General features: G+C 36.6%; 17 protein-coding genes. 4 read left to right on the top strand and 13 right to left on the bottom strand.

The genetic code is table 11. The features are described from left to right. The first annotated feature begins 52 nt into the window (after positions 1-52). The 3 genes from DEU40_RS02530 (at position 53) to DEU40_RS02520 (ending at position 3,412) form a co-directional block, all read left to right on the top strand. On the top strand, positions 53-973 hold the full coding sequence (locus DEU40_RS02530; protein WP_110008388.1) for a M28 family peptidase: 921 nt from the start codon (positions 53-55) through the stop codon (positions 971-973). 235 nt (positions 974-1,208) lie between these two features. Next, positions 1,209-3,047: an ABC transporter ATP-binding protein gene (locus DEU40_RS02525; protein WP_110008387.1), complete on the top strand. Its 1,839-nt coding sequence runs from the start codon at positions 1,209-1,211 to the stop codon at positions 3,045-3,047. A 17-nt stretch (positions 3,048-3,064) separates the two neighbouring features. Next, entirely contained in the window at positions 3,065-3,412 is a 348-nt protein-coding gene (locus tag DEU40_RS02520) for a DUF1801 domain-containing protein (protein ID WP_110008386.1), read from the top strand. Positions 3,413-3,461: 49 nt separating this feature from the next. Here DEU40_RS02520 and DEU40_RS02515 read toward each other — a convergent pair whose 3' ends face one another. The 9 genes from DEU40_RS02515 to rsfS all read right to left on the bottom strand — a co-directional run bounded on the left by DEU40_RS02515 (position 3,462) and on the right by rsfS (position 12,501). Then, a complete protein-coding gene (locus tag DEU40_RS02515) occupies positions 3,462-5,264 on the bottom strand; it encodes a hypothetical protein (protein ID WP_110008385.1) in 1,803 nt (600 codons plus the stop codon). Positions 5,265-5,549: 285 nt separating this feature from the next. Then, positions 5,550-5,873: a transposase gene (locus DEU40_RS02510; protein WP_110008384.1), complete on the bottom strand. Its 324-nt coding sequence runs from the start codon at positions 5,871-5,873 to the stop codon at positions 5,550-5,552. 1 nt (position 5,874) lies between these two features. Then, positions 5,875-6,288: a transposase gene (locus DEU40_RS02505; protein ID WP_110008383.1), complete on the bottom strand. Its 414-nt coding sequence runs from the start codon at positions 6,286-6,288 to the stop codon at positions 5,875-5,877. A 97-nt stretch (positions 6,289-6,385) separates the two neighbouring features. Then, positions 6,386-7,378, bottom strand: a complete 993-nt coding sequence (locus DEU40_RS02500; protein ID WP_110008382.1) for a helix-turn-helix transcriptional regulator — start codon at positions 7,376-7,378, stop codon at positions 6,386-6,388. 438 nt (positions 7,379-7,816) lie between these two features. Further along, positions 7,817-8,473 (bottom strand): phosphatidylserine decarboxylase family protein, encoded by a 657-nt coding sequence (locus DEU40_RS02495; protein WP_110008381.1) that lies wholly within the window; start codon positions 8,471-8,473, stop codon positions 7,817-7,819. Positions 8,474-8,477: 4 nt separating this feature from the next. Continuing rightward, on the bottom strand, positions 8,478-9,350 hold the full coding sequence (locus DEU40_RS02490) for a phosphatidate cytidylyltransferase (RefSeq protein WP_110008380.1): 873 nt from the start codon (positions 9,348-9,350) through the stop codon (positions 8,478-8,480). A gap of 24 nt (positions 9,351-9,374) precedes the next feature. Next, complete coding sequence (locus DEU40_RS02485) at positions 9,375-9,956, bottom strand: LUD domain-containing protein (protein ID WP_110008379.1); 582 nt, start codon at positions 9,954-9,956, stop codon at positions 9,375-9,377. A gap of 136 nt (positions 9,957-10,092) precedes the next feature. After that, complete coding sequence (gene ftsH, locus DEU40_RS02480) at positions 10,093-12,114, bottom strand: ATP-dependent zinc metalloprotease FtsH (protein WP_110008378.1); 2,022 nt, start codon at positions 12,112-12,114, stop codon at positions 10,093-10,095. Positions 12,115-12,135: 21 nt separating this feature from the next. Then, the gene (rsfS, locus tag DEU40_RS02475; RefSeq protein ID WP_047097448.1) at positions 12,136-12,501 is read right to left on the bottom strand and encodes a ribosome silencing factor; all 366 of its coding nucleotides are present in this window, start codon (positions 12,499-12,501) and stop codon (positions 12,136-12,138) included. Positions 12,502-12,588: 87 nt separating this feature from the next. Here rsfS and DEU40_RS02470 point away from each other — a divergent pair, with 87 nt between their 5' ends. Further along, complete coding sequence (locus DEU40_RS02470; protein WP_110008377.1) at positions 12,589-13,302, top strand: biotin--[acetyl-CoA-carboxylase] ligase; 714 nt, start codon at positions 12,589-12,591, stop codon at positions 13,300-13,302. Here the strand turns inward: DEU40_RS02470 and DEU40_RS02465 are convergent. The 4 genes from DEU40_RS02465 to DEU40_RS02450 form a co-directional block, all read right to left on the bottom strand. Further along, positions 13,296-14,408 carry an LptF/LptG family permease gene (locus DEU40_RS02465; protein WP_034691587.1) on the bottom strand — a complete coding sequence of 371 codons (1,113 nt, stop codon included), beginning with the start codon at positions 14,406-14,408 and terminating at the stop codon, positions 13,296-13,298. The genes DEU40_RS02470 and DEU40_RS02465 overlap by 7 nt on opposite strands. A 6-nt stretch (positions 14,409-14,414) precedes the next feature. After that, positions 14,415-15,545 carry a tRNA guanosine(34) transglycosylase Tgt gene (gene tgt / locus DEU40_RS02460; protein WP_047097445.1) on the bottom strand — a complete coding sequence of 377 codons (1,131 nt, stop codon included), beginning with the start codon at positions 15,543-15,545 and terminating at the stop codon, positions 14,415-14,417. Positions 15,546-15,612: 67 nt separating this feature from the next. Continuing rightward, the gene (locus tag DEU40_RS02455; RefSeq protein WP_228406427.1) at positions 15,613-15,981 is read right to left on the bottom strand and encodes a DUF4296 domain-containing protein; all 369 of its coding nucleotides are present in this window, start codon (positions 15,979-15,981) and stop codon (positions 15,613-15,615) included. A 5-nt stretch (positions 15,982-15,986) separates the two neighbouring features. After that, positions 15,987-16,703: a polyprenol monophosphomannose synthase gene (locus tag DEU40_RS02450; protein WP_110008375.1), complete on the bottom strand. Its 717-nt coding sequence runs from the start codon at positions 16,701-16,703 to the stop codon at positions 15,987-15,989. Positions 16,704-16,867: the final 164 nt, after the last annotated feature.

Genomic DNA, 16,867 nt, shown 5'->3' with positions numbered 1-16,867 from the left:
TGCAACTTTTGAGTTAAAAATACGACAGATCCTATAACTTTAATAAAAGACAATGAAAAAGCTAACGTATCTTACTTTATCACTATTCTCCATATTCACTTTTGCTCAGGAGGTTTCCAAAGAAAGAGTAAAGACAGTTCTTTCCACTCTCGCTTCAGATGAAATGAAAGGCCGTGAAATCGGAACCCAGGAAAATGAAAATGCAGCCAATTACATCGCTGCACTTTTCAAAGAAAATAATCTGGAATACTGTACCGGGAAATCTTATCTGGTACCTTTTGATTACAATGGAAAGACCGTATACAATGTCTGCGGAATCAAAAAAGGAAAATCTGATCAGTACCTTGGTTTTTCAGGACATTTTGATCATATCGGAACCAGTGATAAAAGCGGAGATAATATTTATAACGGAGCAGATGATGATGCCAGCGGAATCACGACTCTGGTAGGTATCGCCGATTATTTTAAAAACAAAAAACCGGAATTCTCTATGGTGTTCATGGCATTTAATGGAGAAGAGAAAGGAATGCTGGGTTCAAGAGCGATTTCCACTGATAAGAATCTGGATCACATTTATAATAAAATGACAGCTCTTTTTAACTTCGAAATGGTTGCTACAGAATCTCAATGGGGAAAAAATGCATTATATATGACGGGAGACGGATTCTCTGACCTTGATGAACTTTTCAATCAAAATGCAGTGAACGGATTAAAAATTAATGCTGATCCTTATGCAAAACAGCAGCTGTTTTACCGTTCAGACAATGTAAGCTTTGTAAAAAAGAAAATCATTGCCCATTCATTTTCTACTGTTGATATGACCAAAGCGTCTCATTATCACCATGAAAATGATGACATCAACGTTGTCGATTTTGATAATATGACTCAGATCATCAATAATTTGGGAAAAACACTGGATAGACTGAGTCCTAAAAATTTTGCTCCTAAATACAATGATCAGGTGAAATTTTAAGTGGAATCATTATAAAAAACTGCTCTTTCAGCAGTTTTTTTTATTAAACAGCAACACCTTACGATTTCCGGTTCTTAAGCCAAGTTCAGGTTTATTTAGGCAAAAAAATAATGCTTAATAGTGCTGAGTTGTAACAAAAAGACACTTTTTGAAACTTATCCGGTAAAGTAAAACAGGATTAAGAACGTCTTATCTTTTAATTTTACGTAATTTTGCTATCCAATTTTTTCATTGAATGAACCAATATATTAAAATACTAAAGTTCGCAAGACCTCACCAAAAATACATCTACGGAAGTTTGTTTTTCAATCTTATGTATTCTGTATTTCAGATTGCTTCCTTAGGAACTATTCTACCTGTTTTGGGAATGCTTTTCGGAACCATTGAGGCTAAAAAATACAGCCATCCACCTGTGTATTCGGGAGAAATTTTAGATTTCTTCTCCTACGCAAAAGAATATGCCAATTACTATGTTCAGAGTTTAGTAACCCAGTATGGAGCACTTAACGTTTTGGCGTGGCTTTGCGTGGTAACAGCGTTTATGTTTTTACTGAGAAACCTTTTCAGATATTTAGGTTCATTTTTATTGATCAATTACCGTGTAGGGGTTACTAAAGACCTTCGTGGAGCAATGTACAGAAAGATTCTTGCTTTACCTGTTTCCTTTTTTACAGAAAGCAGAAAGGGAGATTTGATGTCTCGTATGTCCAATGATGTGGGTGAAGTTGAAGGGAATATTTTAGGAAGTTTAGTTGAATTAATCAATGCACCTTTTATGCTAATCAGTACATTGGTGACTCTTTTCTTTTTAAGTACAGAAATGACTCTTTTCTCACTTCTGGTATTACCGGTAATGGGAACTATGATTGCTTTAATTGGAAAAAGTCTGAAAAAAGACTCCCACGAAGCGCAGAATGAAATGGGGAATATCTTCTCAATTGTAGACGAAACATTGAAATCTACAAAGGTTATTAAAATTTTTAGTGCAGAAAAAATAATGGACAACCGTTTTATGCAGTCTATGCAGAGATGGATTAACAGTTCTATAAGTCTGGGAAGAAAAAAAGAATTAGCATCTCCGATGAGCGAATTTTTAGGTTCAGTAACATTCTTAATTATTGCCTGGTATGGGGGAAAACAGATTATTGTGGAGCAGAGTATTTCACCCGCAGACTTCCTTGTTTTCCTTGGTATTTTCTTCCAGATTTTGCCTCCAGTGAAAAGTCTTTCTCAGTCTATTTCGAATGTTCAGAAGGGAGAAGCTTCTCTGGAAAGAGTGTTGGCTATTCTTGATGCTGATGTAAAAATTGATGAAGTACCCAATCCTGTTTCGATCTCAACATTAAATCATTCCATCGAATTTAATAATATTGGCTTTTACTACGATAAAGATCATACCATTCTTAAAAACTTCTCACTTTCTATCCCTAAAGGGAAAACAGTTGCTCTTGTTGGGCAAAGTGGAAGCGGTAAAACAACGATTGCCAACCTTTTGGCAAGATTCTATGATGTTTCGGAAGGAGAAATTCTGATTGACGGAACAGACATTAAACATTTAAAACTACAGGAATACCGCCAGCTGCTGGGAATGGTAACCCAGGAATCTGTATTATTCAACGATTCTGTATATAATAATATTCTGATGGGTAAACCTGATGCTACCAGAGAAGAAGTGATTGCAGCAGCTAAAATTGCCAATGCAGACTCATTTATCACAAGACTTCCTGAAGGGTATGATTCCAATATCGGGGATGATGGAGGTAAACTTTCCGGAGGTCAGAAACAAAGGGTTTCTATTGCCAGAGCAGTATTGAAGAACCCACCAATAATGATTCTTGATGAAGCAACTTCAGCTTTGGATACAGAATCAGAAAGATTCGTACAGGATGCACTGGAGAAGATGATGGAAAACAGAACTTCTTTAGTGATTGCCCACCGTCTTTCAACCATTCAGAAAGCAGACTGGATTGTAGTGATGGAAAAAGGTGATATCGTAGAACAGGGAACCCACCACGACCTGATTGCAAAAAGAGGAATGTATCACAAACTTGTCGAACTTCAAAACTTCGACTAATCTTATAACTGAATACAATGAATCCTATACAAGAGTATTTCTACAGAATTGAAGAGCCTGAAAGAAGTACTCTTTTATTTTTGCGTGATACGATCTTAGCTTCAGATCCGGAAAATATTACAGAAACATTCAGTTTCGGGCTTCCGTTTATCAAATACAAAAAGAAAATGCTGTGCTATTTCTATTACAGCAAAAAATATAAAAAACATTACCTGAGTTTTTATCATGGTGACCGGCTTGATTATCCTGAATTGATCCAGGACGGCAGAAAGAAGTTTAAAATCCTTCTTATTGATATGGAAGAGGATATTCCTGTAGAATTCATATTAAACCTTGTACAGGAAGTTAAAAGACATATAAAATAAAAACTCCGGCACGAATAATCGTGCCGGAGTCATCTTTAAAAACCTTTTATCATTGTGTGTTTATTCCGTTGAATTCTGCCTGCTTAATTGCCCAGGCAATCATATTGGCAAAGAGGATTGAATTCTGAACCTGCATTCCTCCTGTCGTATATCCGTTTCCTGCGTATCCGTAAGAAGACTTCTGAACCGGGAAATATCCTCCTGAACTTGGTGCTACAAAAGGCTCAATGGTATTACTTGAATATTGATTTCCGTTGGCATTTTCATTACTTAAAAAGCCACCGTCACCAAACCATATAAAGTTCAGGCTGGTATTTCTTAATCCTGAAATTCCTGTTCTGGCAGTGGTGCTGTTGATAGGCTGCGCATAGCTGTAAGGAACAAATCCGCTTGTCAACCCCGAAATATTTACTGTGGTAGAAGCATCTTCACCCCAGTTTTTCCCTCTTACATCTCCAAAAGGTCCGTTAAGGATGGGATCATCAGAATTGGTAAGAGCATACACTGAACCTGCACCGCCTCCATAAGATGCTGAAATGGTAGGATCAGAGAATATTCCTCTGAATAAATTCTGTGCAGTGCCCGTATCATCTGTCATCGCAATGACAACTCCTTTTTTATTAAGATAGGAAGCAATATAACCTGCATCTGTAGCATTAGGTGTATAGTTGTATCCAATGACAACAATATCCGGCTTATTATTAAGAGCCGTCTGAAGAGCTGCTGAAGAAGGTGAGTTCCCTAAAGAAGTATGTGTAAAACCTTCATATTTAACAATACTGGAAGCAGTGGTACCAAAGTTTGTTGGAGAATCCATCAGACTTCTTGACGGACCGGTGTAGGCGCTATACCCGTAAGCTGTTTCTAATCCGATATGGAGAACCGTTTTTTTAGGAATGACAACCACTACATTCACAGAACATGTTGTAGATACCCCACCCTGGCTGTCGGAAGTAATGGTAATTGTTTTCACCGATGTAGAAGTTGGAGTTCCTGTTCCGCTTAATGTAATATTCTGATTTCCCGTAGAAGTAAATGTGCCTGATCCACTGAAAGAAATTCCGTCAACCGTATTGGTGGTAACGGTGTAACTTCCCAGTGTTGAAACATTCACAGGTAAAGTAATTGTATTCGAAGCAGTAAGAGCAGTTCCCACCTTGTATACTCCATTTACCGTTGCAGTTCCACAGCTCATGGTATAGGTACCTGCAGGACTCAGAACAGCAATCGAAATCGCAGGGGTACAAGTTACCTCAGTTCCGTTGGCTTCAAGAGCAACATTATCTGTCTGAATATTCTGAGGAGTTCCCTGTCCCGGAATTTGTATTGTTTGTGTTCCAGTGTTTAGAAATACTCCGGTTCCATAAAAATTATATCCGTTTGTGGTTGTTCCGGAAATGGTATAATTACCGGGTTTAGTCACATTCACGGCAATCTTCAGGTAATTGGAATTGGTAAGTTCTTTTCCTTTTACATAGCTTCCCATTGCTTTGGAAGTGGAACAGTCTATGGTAAAAACAGATTTACCCAGCTGTCCGCACACACTTTTCCATTCTTTATCCGCAAAGCTCCAGTAATTGAAACAGTCTTCTGTGGTGTTGTAAATCGTCAAGCCATCATCATTGGATTGATTGATTACAATTGCGTTTCGTTGCGCTTCTGTTAACCTTGGAATAAGTACTCCTTTGTTGTTATTTCCTGAAATAACATCCAAAACGGAATTAGAGTTCGGCGTAGTAGTATTAATCCCTACTGCACCATTATTGGTTTGAGAAAAAGATTTTCCAAAAACAAAGAGCATTGCTATGAGCAGGACTTTGATTGGAGGCATTGTAAATTTTGTTTCCATCATTATATAAGTTATAATTGTTTGATAATATTAATCCAGACATTTATCTTCCACAAAATTATCAACCACAGACGGTTAGAAAATAGTTCCCTGCTACGCAATACTACTCACGCGTAGTAAAACTCACAAATACCAATAACTTATCCTGATAAAAAATACAAATAAAAAGTTGAGCTTTTTAACAAAACCCAACCATAAATTTAAATATCAAAAGCAAAACAACTTAAAAGAATCATAACTACTTATTTATCATAAAAAATAAAATCATTAGGTTTAAAAAACGCAATATCAGTCATCATTTAAAATTCTTTTCCATTTCGCAATGGTATTTCGGCTTATCTTAAAACGATCACTCACCTGAAGATTAGTCAGTTCATTTCTTTTCTGATAACTGAGAATTTTCAGAATTGATTCCTTATCATAAGAACGGAGCCTCTGGTTTTTACGTTCCATAGTATATTCTGTTTCTCCAAAAATCAGTTGATTAAATTTCAGAATATCAAAAGCTGAATGTAATGTTTCCAACTTAAGCCTGATGGTGGTGTCTGATAATTTTTCGGGAAATTTTTCTTCAAGAATGTCGGTATAAATCTGCTTATAATCTGGCATCATCTTATATCTTTTTCATCCATTTATATAAAGTGGTCTTGGGTATTCTATACCTTTTAACCACATCATTGGCCGTCATTTTCCCTGTCTTTATTTTATCAAGAATAAAATCCTTAACCTCCTGCGTATAAATGCTTTTTCTGAAAACCAGGGTATTTTCTTTTTGAGTGAAGACATTATCAATTCTTGCCTGTGGAGCATATAAAATCAGATGTCCGGTATAGAACCGGAAGAAATCGAATTTTAAAAGTTTACACCATTTCAGGAGAACATCAGTATCCATACTTTTTGCATGATACATCTTTTCCACTTCATCTTCCGTACTGTTTAAAAACCGGGAAATTCTTTCTATTGAAATCTGATACTCTTCCACTTTGGATCGGATTAGGCTTCCAATATGAATGTTCTTAATATTCATCACAATGTTTTTAAGTAAAAATATTGACAAGAAAATCAAAAAACACCATCAGAACCTACTCAAAATTACGTATGAGTAACAAAAATCGGAATTCTGTTTAAATTTTTATCAAAAAGCTGTTGATATTGATCTCTGAGGGAATATTCAGTTTTTTCCGGATCCTGTATTTTTTACTTTCTACAGCCCGGATACTGTTATTGGTACACTGTGCTATTTTTTTAGTATCAAAATCCAGCTTCATCAGTGCACAGAAATAGAGCTCAGAATGGATCAGATTAGGATTTATTTGTAAAATATCCGGAATAAAATGAGGAAAAAATACCTGAAATTTTTCAAAAAACATGGGTGAATTACTTTCCGCTAAATTCAATATTTCCTGAATATTTTCCTCTGAAAGATGGTTAATCAACATCTGGTGTTTCATCAATTCCGAATTCGTTTTGACCAGATCCTTGATGGTGGAATCCTTTTCTTTTTTATCGGAAATTAAGCCATGAATCAATGCGTCTTTCTGGGTAATAAATACGATATCCATTAAAAAGGAAGCAACGGAGAATAAAATATTCAGCAGTTTTATTGTTTTAAAATCTTCTTTTTCTATGAATCTGCTCTTTGGCAGGAAATCAAAATCAAAATACAGACATGCAATGAAATTGATACTGATGATGAATGTAATAAAAAAGATCGTAAGGGAGTCCTGTTTGTATTTCAGAAAGAACGGAACAGCAAACAGAAGACAAAAGTAAAAGTACTCTACACCAGCGTTTTTATAAGTATAAATATGAAAAAAACTTACTATAAATGTGAGTAAAACAAATATCCCGATAATGAAAGGTTTTAAAACCTTTCTGAACCGTTTGGTTTTTCCTTTGATGGCCATGAGCAGCAGCCAGAAGAAGGTAATAATGGTAAGAAATATGGAGATCAGCATATCCCCAAAAAAAGTAATAATAAAAATGGAGTAAAACAGGAATATGAAAAACAATAAAAGCAAATACCGGTTAATAAGATGAAGATAACTACTTTCAAAATCATCATCCATCTTCTCAGTTTCGTCGTTAATCATCTTAAAGAAAAACTTATAAATCATCTTGTTGTTTTTTTATGCTCTCACAAGCTTAAGTTGGCATTTGTACTCCTGAAAGTATAAATTTTCCAATATTAACAGCCTTTCATGCAAAACAGAAATCTACAAAACGAAATGTATCAGTCTTTTCAGCATTAAAAAGGAGATGATTAAGGTGTTTTTCTAGCTACAATTTACTAAAATTCGATGTTAAAATTATCAAATGAAATGCCATTTTTGACAATAAATTAACAATCATTTACCTTAAATCACTTAAAAAAGCATGAGCCTGTGTTTTTAAGCAGGCAAAATTATCAATCCCAACGGAAAGGTATTAGTCTTCGGATACGCAATAATACTCATGCGTAATTAAACTCAAATAACAAAATATACCCTTCATACCCCAAATAAAAAAGAGAACTTTAAAAGCTCTCTTTTGGTTTTTTATCAGCGATAAGAATTTTAGTTTTCTTTCAGTTTGGCGATAACATCCTCACCTCCTTTTGTAATATCTCCGATCTTACAGATAATCTCTGTGTCTAAAGGCAGGAATACATCCATTCTTGAACCGAATTTTATAAATCCGAACTCATGCCCGGCTTTGGCTTTATCCCCTTCATTACAGTAGAATACAATTCTTCTTGCTACATATCCGGCAATCTGTCTGAAGACTACTTTGTGATTGGTCATCGTCTGAACTGCTACCGTAGTTCTTTCGTTCTCTGTAGAAGATTTTTCATGCCATGCTACCAGATACTTTCCCGGGTGGTATTTTTTGTAAATCACTTCTCCTGAAACCGGATATCTGCAGATGTGAACATTCAGTGGAGACATAAAAATAGAAACCTGGATTGCTTTACCTTTTATAAATTCATCCTCTTCCACTTCTTTGATCATAACCACTTTTCCGTCCACCGGAGCGATCACATTTTCTCTGTGGTCAAGAATATTACGGTCCGGAACTCTGAAAAACCAGAATACTAAACTGTAAATAACCAACAAAGGCATAATGATCAGCAGGGACCATATTTCAAGGAAATAAATTGCTAAAGCGCCCAGAATGATAAAAAGTATGGTCGCAACGGTAATCGTTCCTTTTGATTCTCTATGTAATTTCATGAGATTATATAAATTTTTCTAAAATAAAGTACAAATATACGACAGGAACGCAGATAATAAAACTATCCAGCCTGTCTAAAACTCCTCCATGTCCCGGAATGATGTTCCCACTGTCCTTTACACCGAAGTTTCTTTTCAATTGACTTTCTACCAGATCTCCTAATGGAGCAAAGGCTGCCACCAGAAATCCTACGATCATCCAGTTTCCTCTCAGCTCGGGCTGATAGTGTTCGATAAAATAAGACAACACCAATGTTAAAACAACACCTCCGGCATAACCTTCCCATGTTTTTTTAGGCGAAATCTTAGGAGCCATTTTATGTTTTCCAAAGAATTTTCCTACCAGATAGGCAAAAGTATCACTACTCCAGATCAGGATAAACAGGAAAAGAACTTCCAGAGAGAAGTTTTCATTATAACTGGAGAATTTGGGCAGTCCTAATGCAAAACTGAACGGGAGAGCCACATAAATAACGGTAAAAATAAGTTTCCCGCTGTCAAAGTATAATTCGTTAGGATATTTGAATAAGGTTACTACAGCTATTCCAATCAAGGCTAGTGCTAATATTTCACTAAGTCTGAAATCAAAAAAGAAATCGTGATTAAAATACCTTTTGGAAAACATGTAGAAAATAAAAATGACCAATGGATATACGACCCATTTTTCATAGCCGTTTCCAAACTTCATAATTTTAACACATTCCCAGGTTCCTACAATCAGCAGAAGACTCATTAAACCGTGATACAGATACTGCTGTTTGGCAAGACCAGGTGCAATACTGTTCAGCAGCTGCGCTCCCAACGGAGTAGAACAAAGAATAATGATGGCTACATAAACGATACCTGATACGGTTCTTTGAATGAGATTTTTGTCCAAAATTTAAAATTTAGAAGTGGTTGCTTAATCTTCAAGCAGCAATAAAAACAGTTTTGTATTGGAATTGGAAGAACTGTCCATTTTCGATTGGCTTCCGCTGATGGAAGTAAGGTTCTTGATATTTCCGTTTCTTTTTATTTTACCCATGGCATCATTCAGGTTGTTTACAATCTGAGAAACATTGGCAATAATGATAATTTTATCAGGAAGCCTTGAGGAATGATAATGCAGGATATTGTTATGCGAAAGCATGATTCTGCCGTCATAGGCAATGAGATATTCACAGGTGATGAATGCGGCGTCATTAGACGGCTGTAGTTCTGACGTATATGAAGACTTCACAACGTTCAAAAAGTTCTGCAGTTCTTTATCCCAGCAGAAAAGGTTGTGAACACCTTCTATTTTAATAATTTGATTTAAAGTTTGTAGAGCTTCCGCTTCATCTGCACAATAATTAAAAAATCCTCCCGAATGCGTAAATAATTGCGCAAACTTATAGTCAAGATCCGCATTTTTCAGCGAATCCCCAAGTTTTTCCAGGCTCTGTTTGTCCTCTTCTTCAGGCTGGTTGGTAAGTTTGCTTACAATCCTCTTGAATAAATTCAACTTAATCTATTTTTAGTCAACTTTATACAAAAATAGAAAATAAATTACAATAGTGTCCAAAATATCTCCTTAAATATGAAAAAACCTGACAATTTTGCGATTGTCAGGTTTTTATTAATTCTATTTTTTAAGAATCTTAAAGCTGTGTCGGGCTTTCGGGAGCCTGTATTTCGCTTTCTTCTTCTTTCTCTTTGATCTGAGGTGTTTCCTCTACAATGGGCTGATCTTTTTCAGGAATAGTATTGGTTACAGGTTTCTCTGTCAATTCAGGATCCCATGCTCTTTTTCCGAAAATCTCTTCAAGGTCTTCACGGAAAATCACTTCTTTTTCAAGCAATTTACTTGCTAAAGCATCAAGCTTATCTTTATTCTCATCAAGAATTCTTACCGCTCTTTCATATTGATTTTCGATGATTGATTTGATCTCCGCATCAATTTTTGTAGCGGTTTCTTCAGAATAAGGCTTTCCGAAATTGTATTCAGACTGGCCTGAGCTGTCATAGTAAGAAATGTTACCGATATTCGGGCTTAATCCGTAGATTGTAACCATTGCCTGAGCTCTCTTTGTTACGGTTTCCAGATCAGAAAGTGCTCCTGTAGAAATATTATTGAAGATCACCTGCTCTGCTGCCCTACCTCCCAATGTTGCACACATTTCGTCCAGCATCTGTTCAGTAGTGGTAAGCTGTCTTTCTTCAGGAAGGTACCATGCTGCTCCCAATGAACGTCCTCTGGGGACGATCGTAACCTTTAAAAGTGGAGATGCGTGTTCTACCAACCAAGAAATTGTAGCATGTCCTGCTTCATGGTAAGCCACTCTTCTTTTTTCAGAAGGTTTGATTGCCTTATTTTTCTTTTCAAGACCGCCAATGATTCTGTCTACAGCATCAAGGAAATCCTGTTTTGTTACTGAAGTATGATTATTTCTTGCTGCGATAAGTGCTGCTTCGTTACAAACGTTGGCAATATCTGCCCCACTGAAACCAGGGGTTTGTTTTGCAAGGAATTCTCTGTCTACATTATCATCCAGCTTGATTTTTTTCAGGTGAACATCAAAGATCTGTCTTCTTTCGTGAAGTTCCGGAAGGTCTACATAAATAGATCTGTCAAAACGTCCTGCTCTCATCAGAGCTTTATCAAGGATATCCGCTCTGTTGGTTGCTGCCATTACGATAACGTTGGTATCTGTTCCGAAACCATCCATTTCAGTAAGAAGCTGGTTCAAAGTATTTTCTCTTTCGTCGTTTCCGCCGGAGAAATTATTTTTCCCTCTGGCACGTCCGATAGCATCAATCTCATCAATGAAAATAATGGCCGGAGATTTTGCTTTTGCCTGAGCAAAAAGGTCTCTTACTCTGGAAGCTCCTACTCCCACAAACATTTCAACGAAATCGGAACCTGAAAGTGAGAAAAACGGAACTTTAGCTTCCCCTGCAACAGCTTTCGCCAATAGGGTTTTACCAGTTCCCGGAGGCCCTACTAAAAGAACTCCTTTAGGAATTTTACCTCCCAGTTTTGTATATTTCTCGGAGTTTTTCAAGAAGTCTACTACTTCCTGAACTTCTTCTTTAGCACCTTCCAATCCTGCAACATCCTTGAATGTTACCTGAATTCTTTCTTTTTCGTCGAAAAGCTTCGCTTTAGATTTTCCGATAGAGAAAATTTGTCCGCCAGGACCTCCGCCACCGCCCATCTTTCTGAAAAGAAGGAAGTAGAATAATCCAAGAATAGAAATCCAAACCAAAGCAGGAACCAGGATGTCCATTAATGCACTCTTACCTGTTCCGTAATCTTTAGTTGTTTTAATAACCGGATTGCTGGCTTTGACCTGTTCAAATTTCTGAAGGAAAAGTTGAAGATCTCCGTATTTTACAGAAAAATCTGCTTTAGGAGCCATATCCAGGACGGAAAGAGGGTTGTTTTCTTTTCCGGCTTTGGAAACCATTGCCGATTTTGCTTCTTTTGTTAGGAAAACATCAGCTTTCTCTATGTCTTTGTATATAATTATATTCTGGACTTTGCCCGCCTGCATTTCTCTAAAGAAACCATCTTCATCAATAGATTTTGCTGCATCACCTCCAACAAAATTGGAAATAAAAAATAGCAAAAGGGCTACGATTGCAATAGGAAAGAACCAGTTGAATCCTTTATTATTCATTTAGACTTTTTAAAATTTTTATTATTCATTTTCAATTCTGGTAATGACTGCGTCACCCCAAAGCTCTTCTATATCGTAGTACTCACGTACCTGTTTCTGGAATATATGAACGACCACTGAAACGTAATCCACCAATACCCACATCGCATTTTCAGTACCTTCTACGTGCCAAGGTCTGTCCTGCAGTTCGTTTCTTACTTTCTTCTCTACACTTCCTGCCAATGCAGCTACCTGTGTATTTGAGTTTCCACTACATATCACGAACGTTTCTGCTACTGAGTTTTCGATGTTTGAAAGATCAAAGATCATAATGTCTTCTCCTTTTACATCCTGGATAGCTTCAACGATTTTATCTATTAACGCTTGTTTTTCTGCTGTTTTATTCATTAAAAAAATACTATAATCTGCAAATTTATTGTTTTTTCTTTACTTTAACCTTACTTTTACCCTCTTAATCTCTTAAAGTTTTCTTAAATGAGCCAACTCTTTTACCTGAAAGAATGTTCTTCTACTAATGACGAAATATCAAAGTTTTTACTTTACGGAGATTCAAATTTTATAGGACTTCATACTTTTAATCAAACTAAAGGCCGTGGTCAGTATGGAAATATCTGGACTCAGACCGCCGGAAAAAATCTGGCTTATACGCTGGCAGTGAATACTCAGAACATCCTGTGCTCCGACTTTATGTTCAATTATTATACCGCAATGGTGATCCGGGATTTCCTTGCCATATTGTCTGACTCTGAGGTAAAAATCAAATGGCCGAATGATATCATCCTTAAAGGTAAAAAAATCGTTGGAATTTTAATAGAAAAGAAAAAAATTAATCAAAATAATTATTTCATCATCGGAGCCGGAATCAACATTCTGCAGGAAAATTTTGATGAAATATCCAATGCAGGATCACTTCTGACGCAGACAGGAATCCAATTTGACCTGGAAGAACTAGCCTTAAACCTTCATGAATATTTGTGTGAAAAGCTTAAAAACATACCTTCAGATCAGGAAATCCTGGATGGATTTAATAAAAACCTCTTCAGAAAAGATCAGATATCGGTCTTTGAAATTGAAAAAGCGCGACAAAATGGCATTATCCGGCGTGCAGACGAAAAGGGTGAACTCTGGATCGAACTGGAAGACGGAATGCATTCCTTTTATCACAAAGAAGTAAAGCTCCTTTACTGATTGGCTCTCTTGATATACAAATAAAGGGTAAGCGGCAAAAACACCATATTAGGCAGCCACATGGCTACAGCCGGAGACAAACTTTTATTTTCCGAAACCACTTTTAAGGCTTCGAATGAAAACACGAAAATAAAGGCCAATGAAATACCGATGGCTAGGTTGACTCCTAATCCTCCTCTTTTCTTCTGTGATGACAGGGAAAGCGCCAGAAATGTCAGAATAATGATTGAAACAGGCATGGAAGTCCTCTGGTGAAGTTCATTCAGGTAAGAATTCAGGTTACTGTTTCCTCTTTCTTTTTCCCTTTCAATAAATTTCAGAAGTTCCGGAGTGGTTTTATTTTGTCCCAAAAGTTCATTCGGGAAAAGTTCTTCCGGAGAATGCCCGTAATTTTTCCTTAATTCTATTCCGTTACCGAGTTTTTCGGTATTGTCTTTATTGATTGTTTTTTCCAGATAGTTATTTAAAACAAACTGTTTTTTAGCTTTATCCCAATACACTTCACTTGCCTTCAGCTCATAGGTCATTTTTCTGTCTTTATCATATTTCTGATAGACAAAACTCGACCCTCTTTTTTCTCTTTTATTCCAGGAATCAACGAAGATATACTCTGTTTTACTCAGCTGTGAAGAAGCAGGTGCCGTTCCTAAAATCTTTTCTTTATTGGCTGCATTATACGTATACGCTTCCAATTCATTTTTCTTGATATTGGCCCACGGCAGCACCATATGATAGACTACAAGAGCAATCAATCCAATAAAAATGGAAGTAACCAGATAAGGCTTGGAAAATCTGTGAAAACTGGCTCCACTACTGATAATAGCAACAATTTCTGTATTATTTGCCATTCTGGAAGTAAAATAAATCACCGAAATAAAAACCAGAATGGAAAGGAAAGTCACCACAAGATTGATGATCCAGAAAGGATAAAAATGGATAAGAAAATAGGTCAGATCCAGTTTCGGATCAATGGCCTTGGCATTTTCTATCCTTGGAATCTTCTGCTGAACATCGATTACCAATACGACTATAGACAATAATACCAACATGAAACTGAAAGTTCCAAGGTATTTTTTAATGATATATCTGTCTACAATTTTAAGCATATTTTTTTACAGTCTTTGTCTGAGAACCGGTACTACAGAGTTTTTCCATTCATAGAAATCACCTGCAATAATATGTTCTCGGGCTACTTTTACCAAATCGAGATAGAATGCAAGGTTATGAATCGAAGCAATCTGTTTTGCCAGATATTCTTTAGATACAAACAGGTGGCGAAGATACGCTTTTGAATATTCACGATCTACAAAACTGGTTCCAAATTCATCCAAAGGCGAAAAATCGCGTTTCCATTTTTCATTTTTAAGGTTCATCACCCCTTGCCATGTGAAAAGCATTGCATTTCTTGCATTTCTTGTTGGCATTACGCAATCCATCATATCAATTCCCAGCCCGATCGATTCAAGGATATTCCACGGAGTTCCTACTCCCATCAGGTATCTTGGTTTCTCTTTTGGAAGGATATCTGTCACTTCGTCAGTGATTCTGTACATTTCTTCTTCAGGCTCTCCAACAGAAAGTCCTCCGATCGCGTTCCCTTCTGCCCCTGCTTCGGAAATCACTTCTGCAGAGATTTTTCTAAGATCAGAATAGGTAGATCCCTGAACAATCGGAAAAAGCCTTTGCTTGTGTCCGTATAATTCAGGATTATCATTCGTCCAATCAATACATCTCTTCAGCCAGCGGTGGGTAAGCTCCATCGATGATTTTGCCTGGTTGTAATCACAAGGGTAAGGTGTACATTCGTCAAAAGCCATGAAAATATCGGCTCCGATCTGTCTTTGAATTTCCATTGATCTTTCCGGAGAGAACATGTGGTAACTTCCGTCGATGTGAGATTTGAATCTCGCACCTTCTTCTGTCATCTTTCTGTTGCTTGCCAATGAAAATACCTGAAAACCTCCAGAATCAGTAAGGATAGGAAGATCCCAGTTCATGAATTTGTGTAAACCACCTGCATCCTGCATCGTTTCCATGCCCGGACGAAGGTAAAGGTGATAAGTATTTCCCAGAATAATCTGAGCTTTAATGTCTTCTTTTAATTCTCTCTGATGAACTGTTTTCACACTTGCTACAGTTCCCACAGGCATAAAAATAGGAGTTTGAATCTTCCCGTGATCTGTGGTAATTTCCCCTGCTCTTGCTTTTCCTTCAGAGGTCTTTTCTATATTAAAAAATTTCATCTCTATACTTTTTTACATACACTGTTTTGCCAGTGATTTTTGTAAAACAGAAACTTCGAGGTTATTTTTACCTTACTACAGGCATTACAGCACCGTTCTGTTTCAGTTTTTCCTTTACATATTTATCTGCTTTGGGATCTTTTTTCAGCAATATTTCCTGTGCATCATTAGCGATCCCGTCCATTTCTTCTTTAATTACATAGTATTTGAAACTATCTACAAAATCATCCGGTTTTATCTTATATGATTTCAAAACAGCCCTTGTCCCTGCTTCCATATTTTTGTCAGGATAGATAAAGATAGCCTGATCGTTGATCGCAAGATCGGCAATGATTTCTGCCATCAAACCTTTATCGACCAGATTTTTGGGCTTATCAATATAATCGCCGCACGAAAACAGGCCCAGCAAAACGAAAATAAAGATTAACTTTTTCATCAGTTTCATAATCTGTTGATGATTGATTTCCATTTTAAGTTCAATACTCCAAAAACTGCTTCATGGATAATTCCGCCGTTCATTTTACTTTCTCCTAAAATCCTGTTGGTAAATATAATAGGAACTTCTACAATTCTGAAACCTTTTTTAAAAGCTCTGAATTTCATTTCAATCTGGAATCCATATCCTTTCAGTTTTACGTTATCCAATCCTATCTCTTCCAGTACTTTTCTTGAAAAGCAGACAAATCCTGCCGTGGTATCATGAATGGGAAGGCCTAGTACAAACCGTACATATTTTGAGGCGAAGTAAGAAAGCAATACTCTTCCCATGGGCCAGTTCACTACATTTACTCCCTTTGAATAACGGGATCCGATGGCCACATCTGCATTTCTGCAGGCTTCAAAAAGTTTCGGCAGATCGTTAGGATTGTGTGAAAAATCGGCATCCATCTCAAAAATATAATCATATTTATTTTCGATGGCCCATTTAAATCCATGAATATAAGCCTTCCCCAGTCCATCTTTCACATGTCTTACTGACAAGTGGAGATAATGCGGATATTTCTTCTGCAATTCTTTTACAACTTCTGCTGTTCCGTCGGGAGAAGAATCATCTACTACTAAGATATGAAAGTCGTCCTCCAATGCAAAAACCGCGGAAATAATATTTTCAATATTTTCCTTTTCGTTATAGGTTGGGATGATGACGAGTTTTTTCATTTCAGTTTGCAAAGATAGTTTATTTAACCTTTTTATTTTATACAAAATAATCTATAATTTTGCAAAAATATTTCTCGGGGATTAAGCGGATGAAACAGATCCTTTTATTCAACAGATCTGAACAATACGTAAAATCGATGAGAGCAAATATTTTAACTGCAGAT

It is taken from the genome of Chryseobacterium sp. AG844 (assembly GCF_003182335.1).
In the GTDB taxonomy this organism is placed as follows: Bacteria; Bacteroidota; Bacteroidia; order Flavobacteriales; family Weeksellaceae; genus Chryseobacterium; species Chryseobacterium cupriresistens.
The sequence above is the reverse complement of the archived record's forward strand: the minus strand, read 5'-3'. Positions and strand labels throughout refer to the sequence as shown.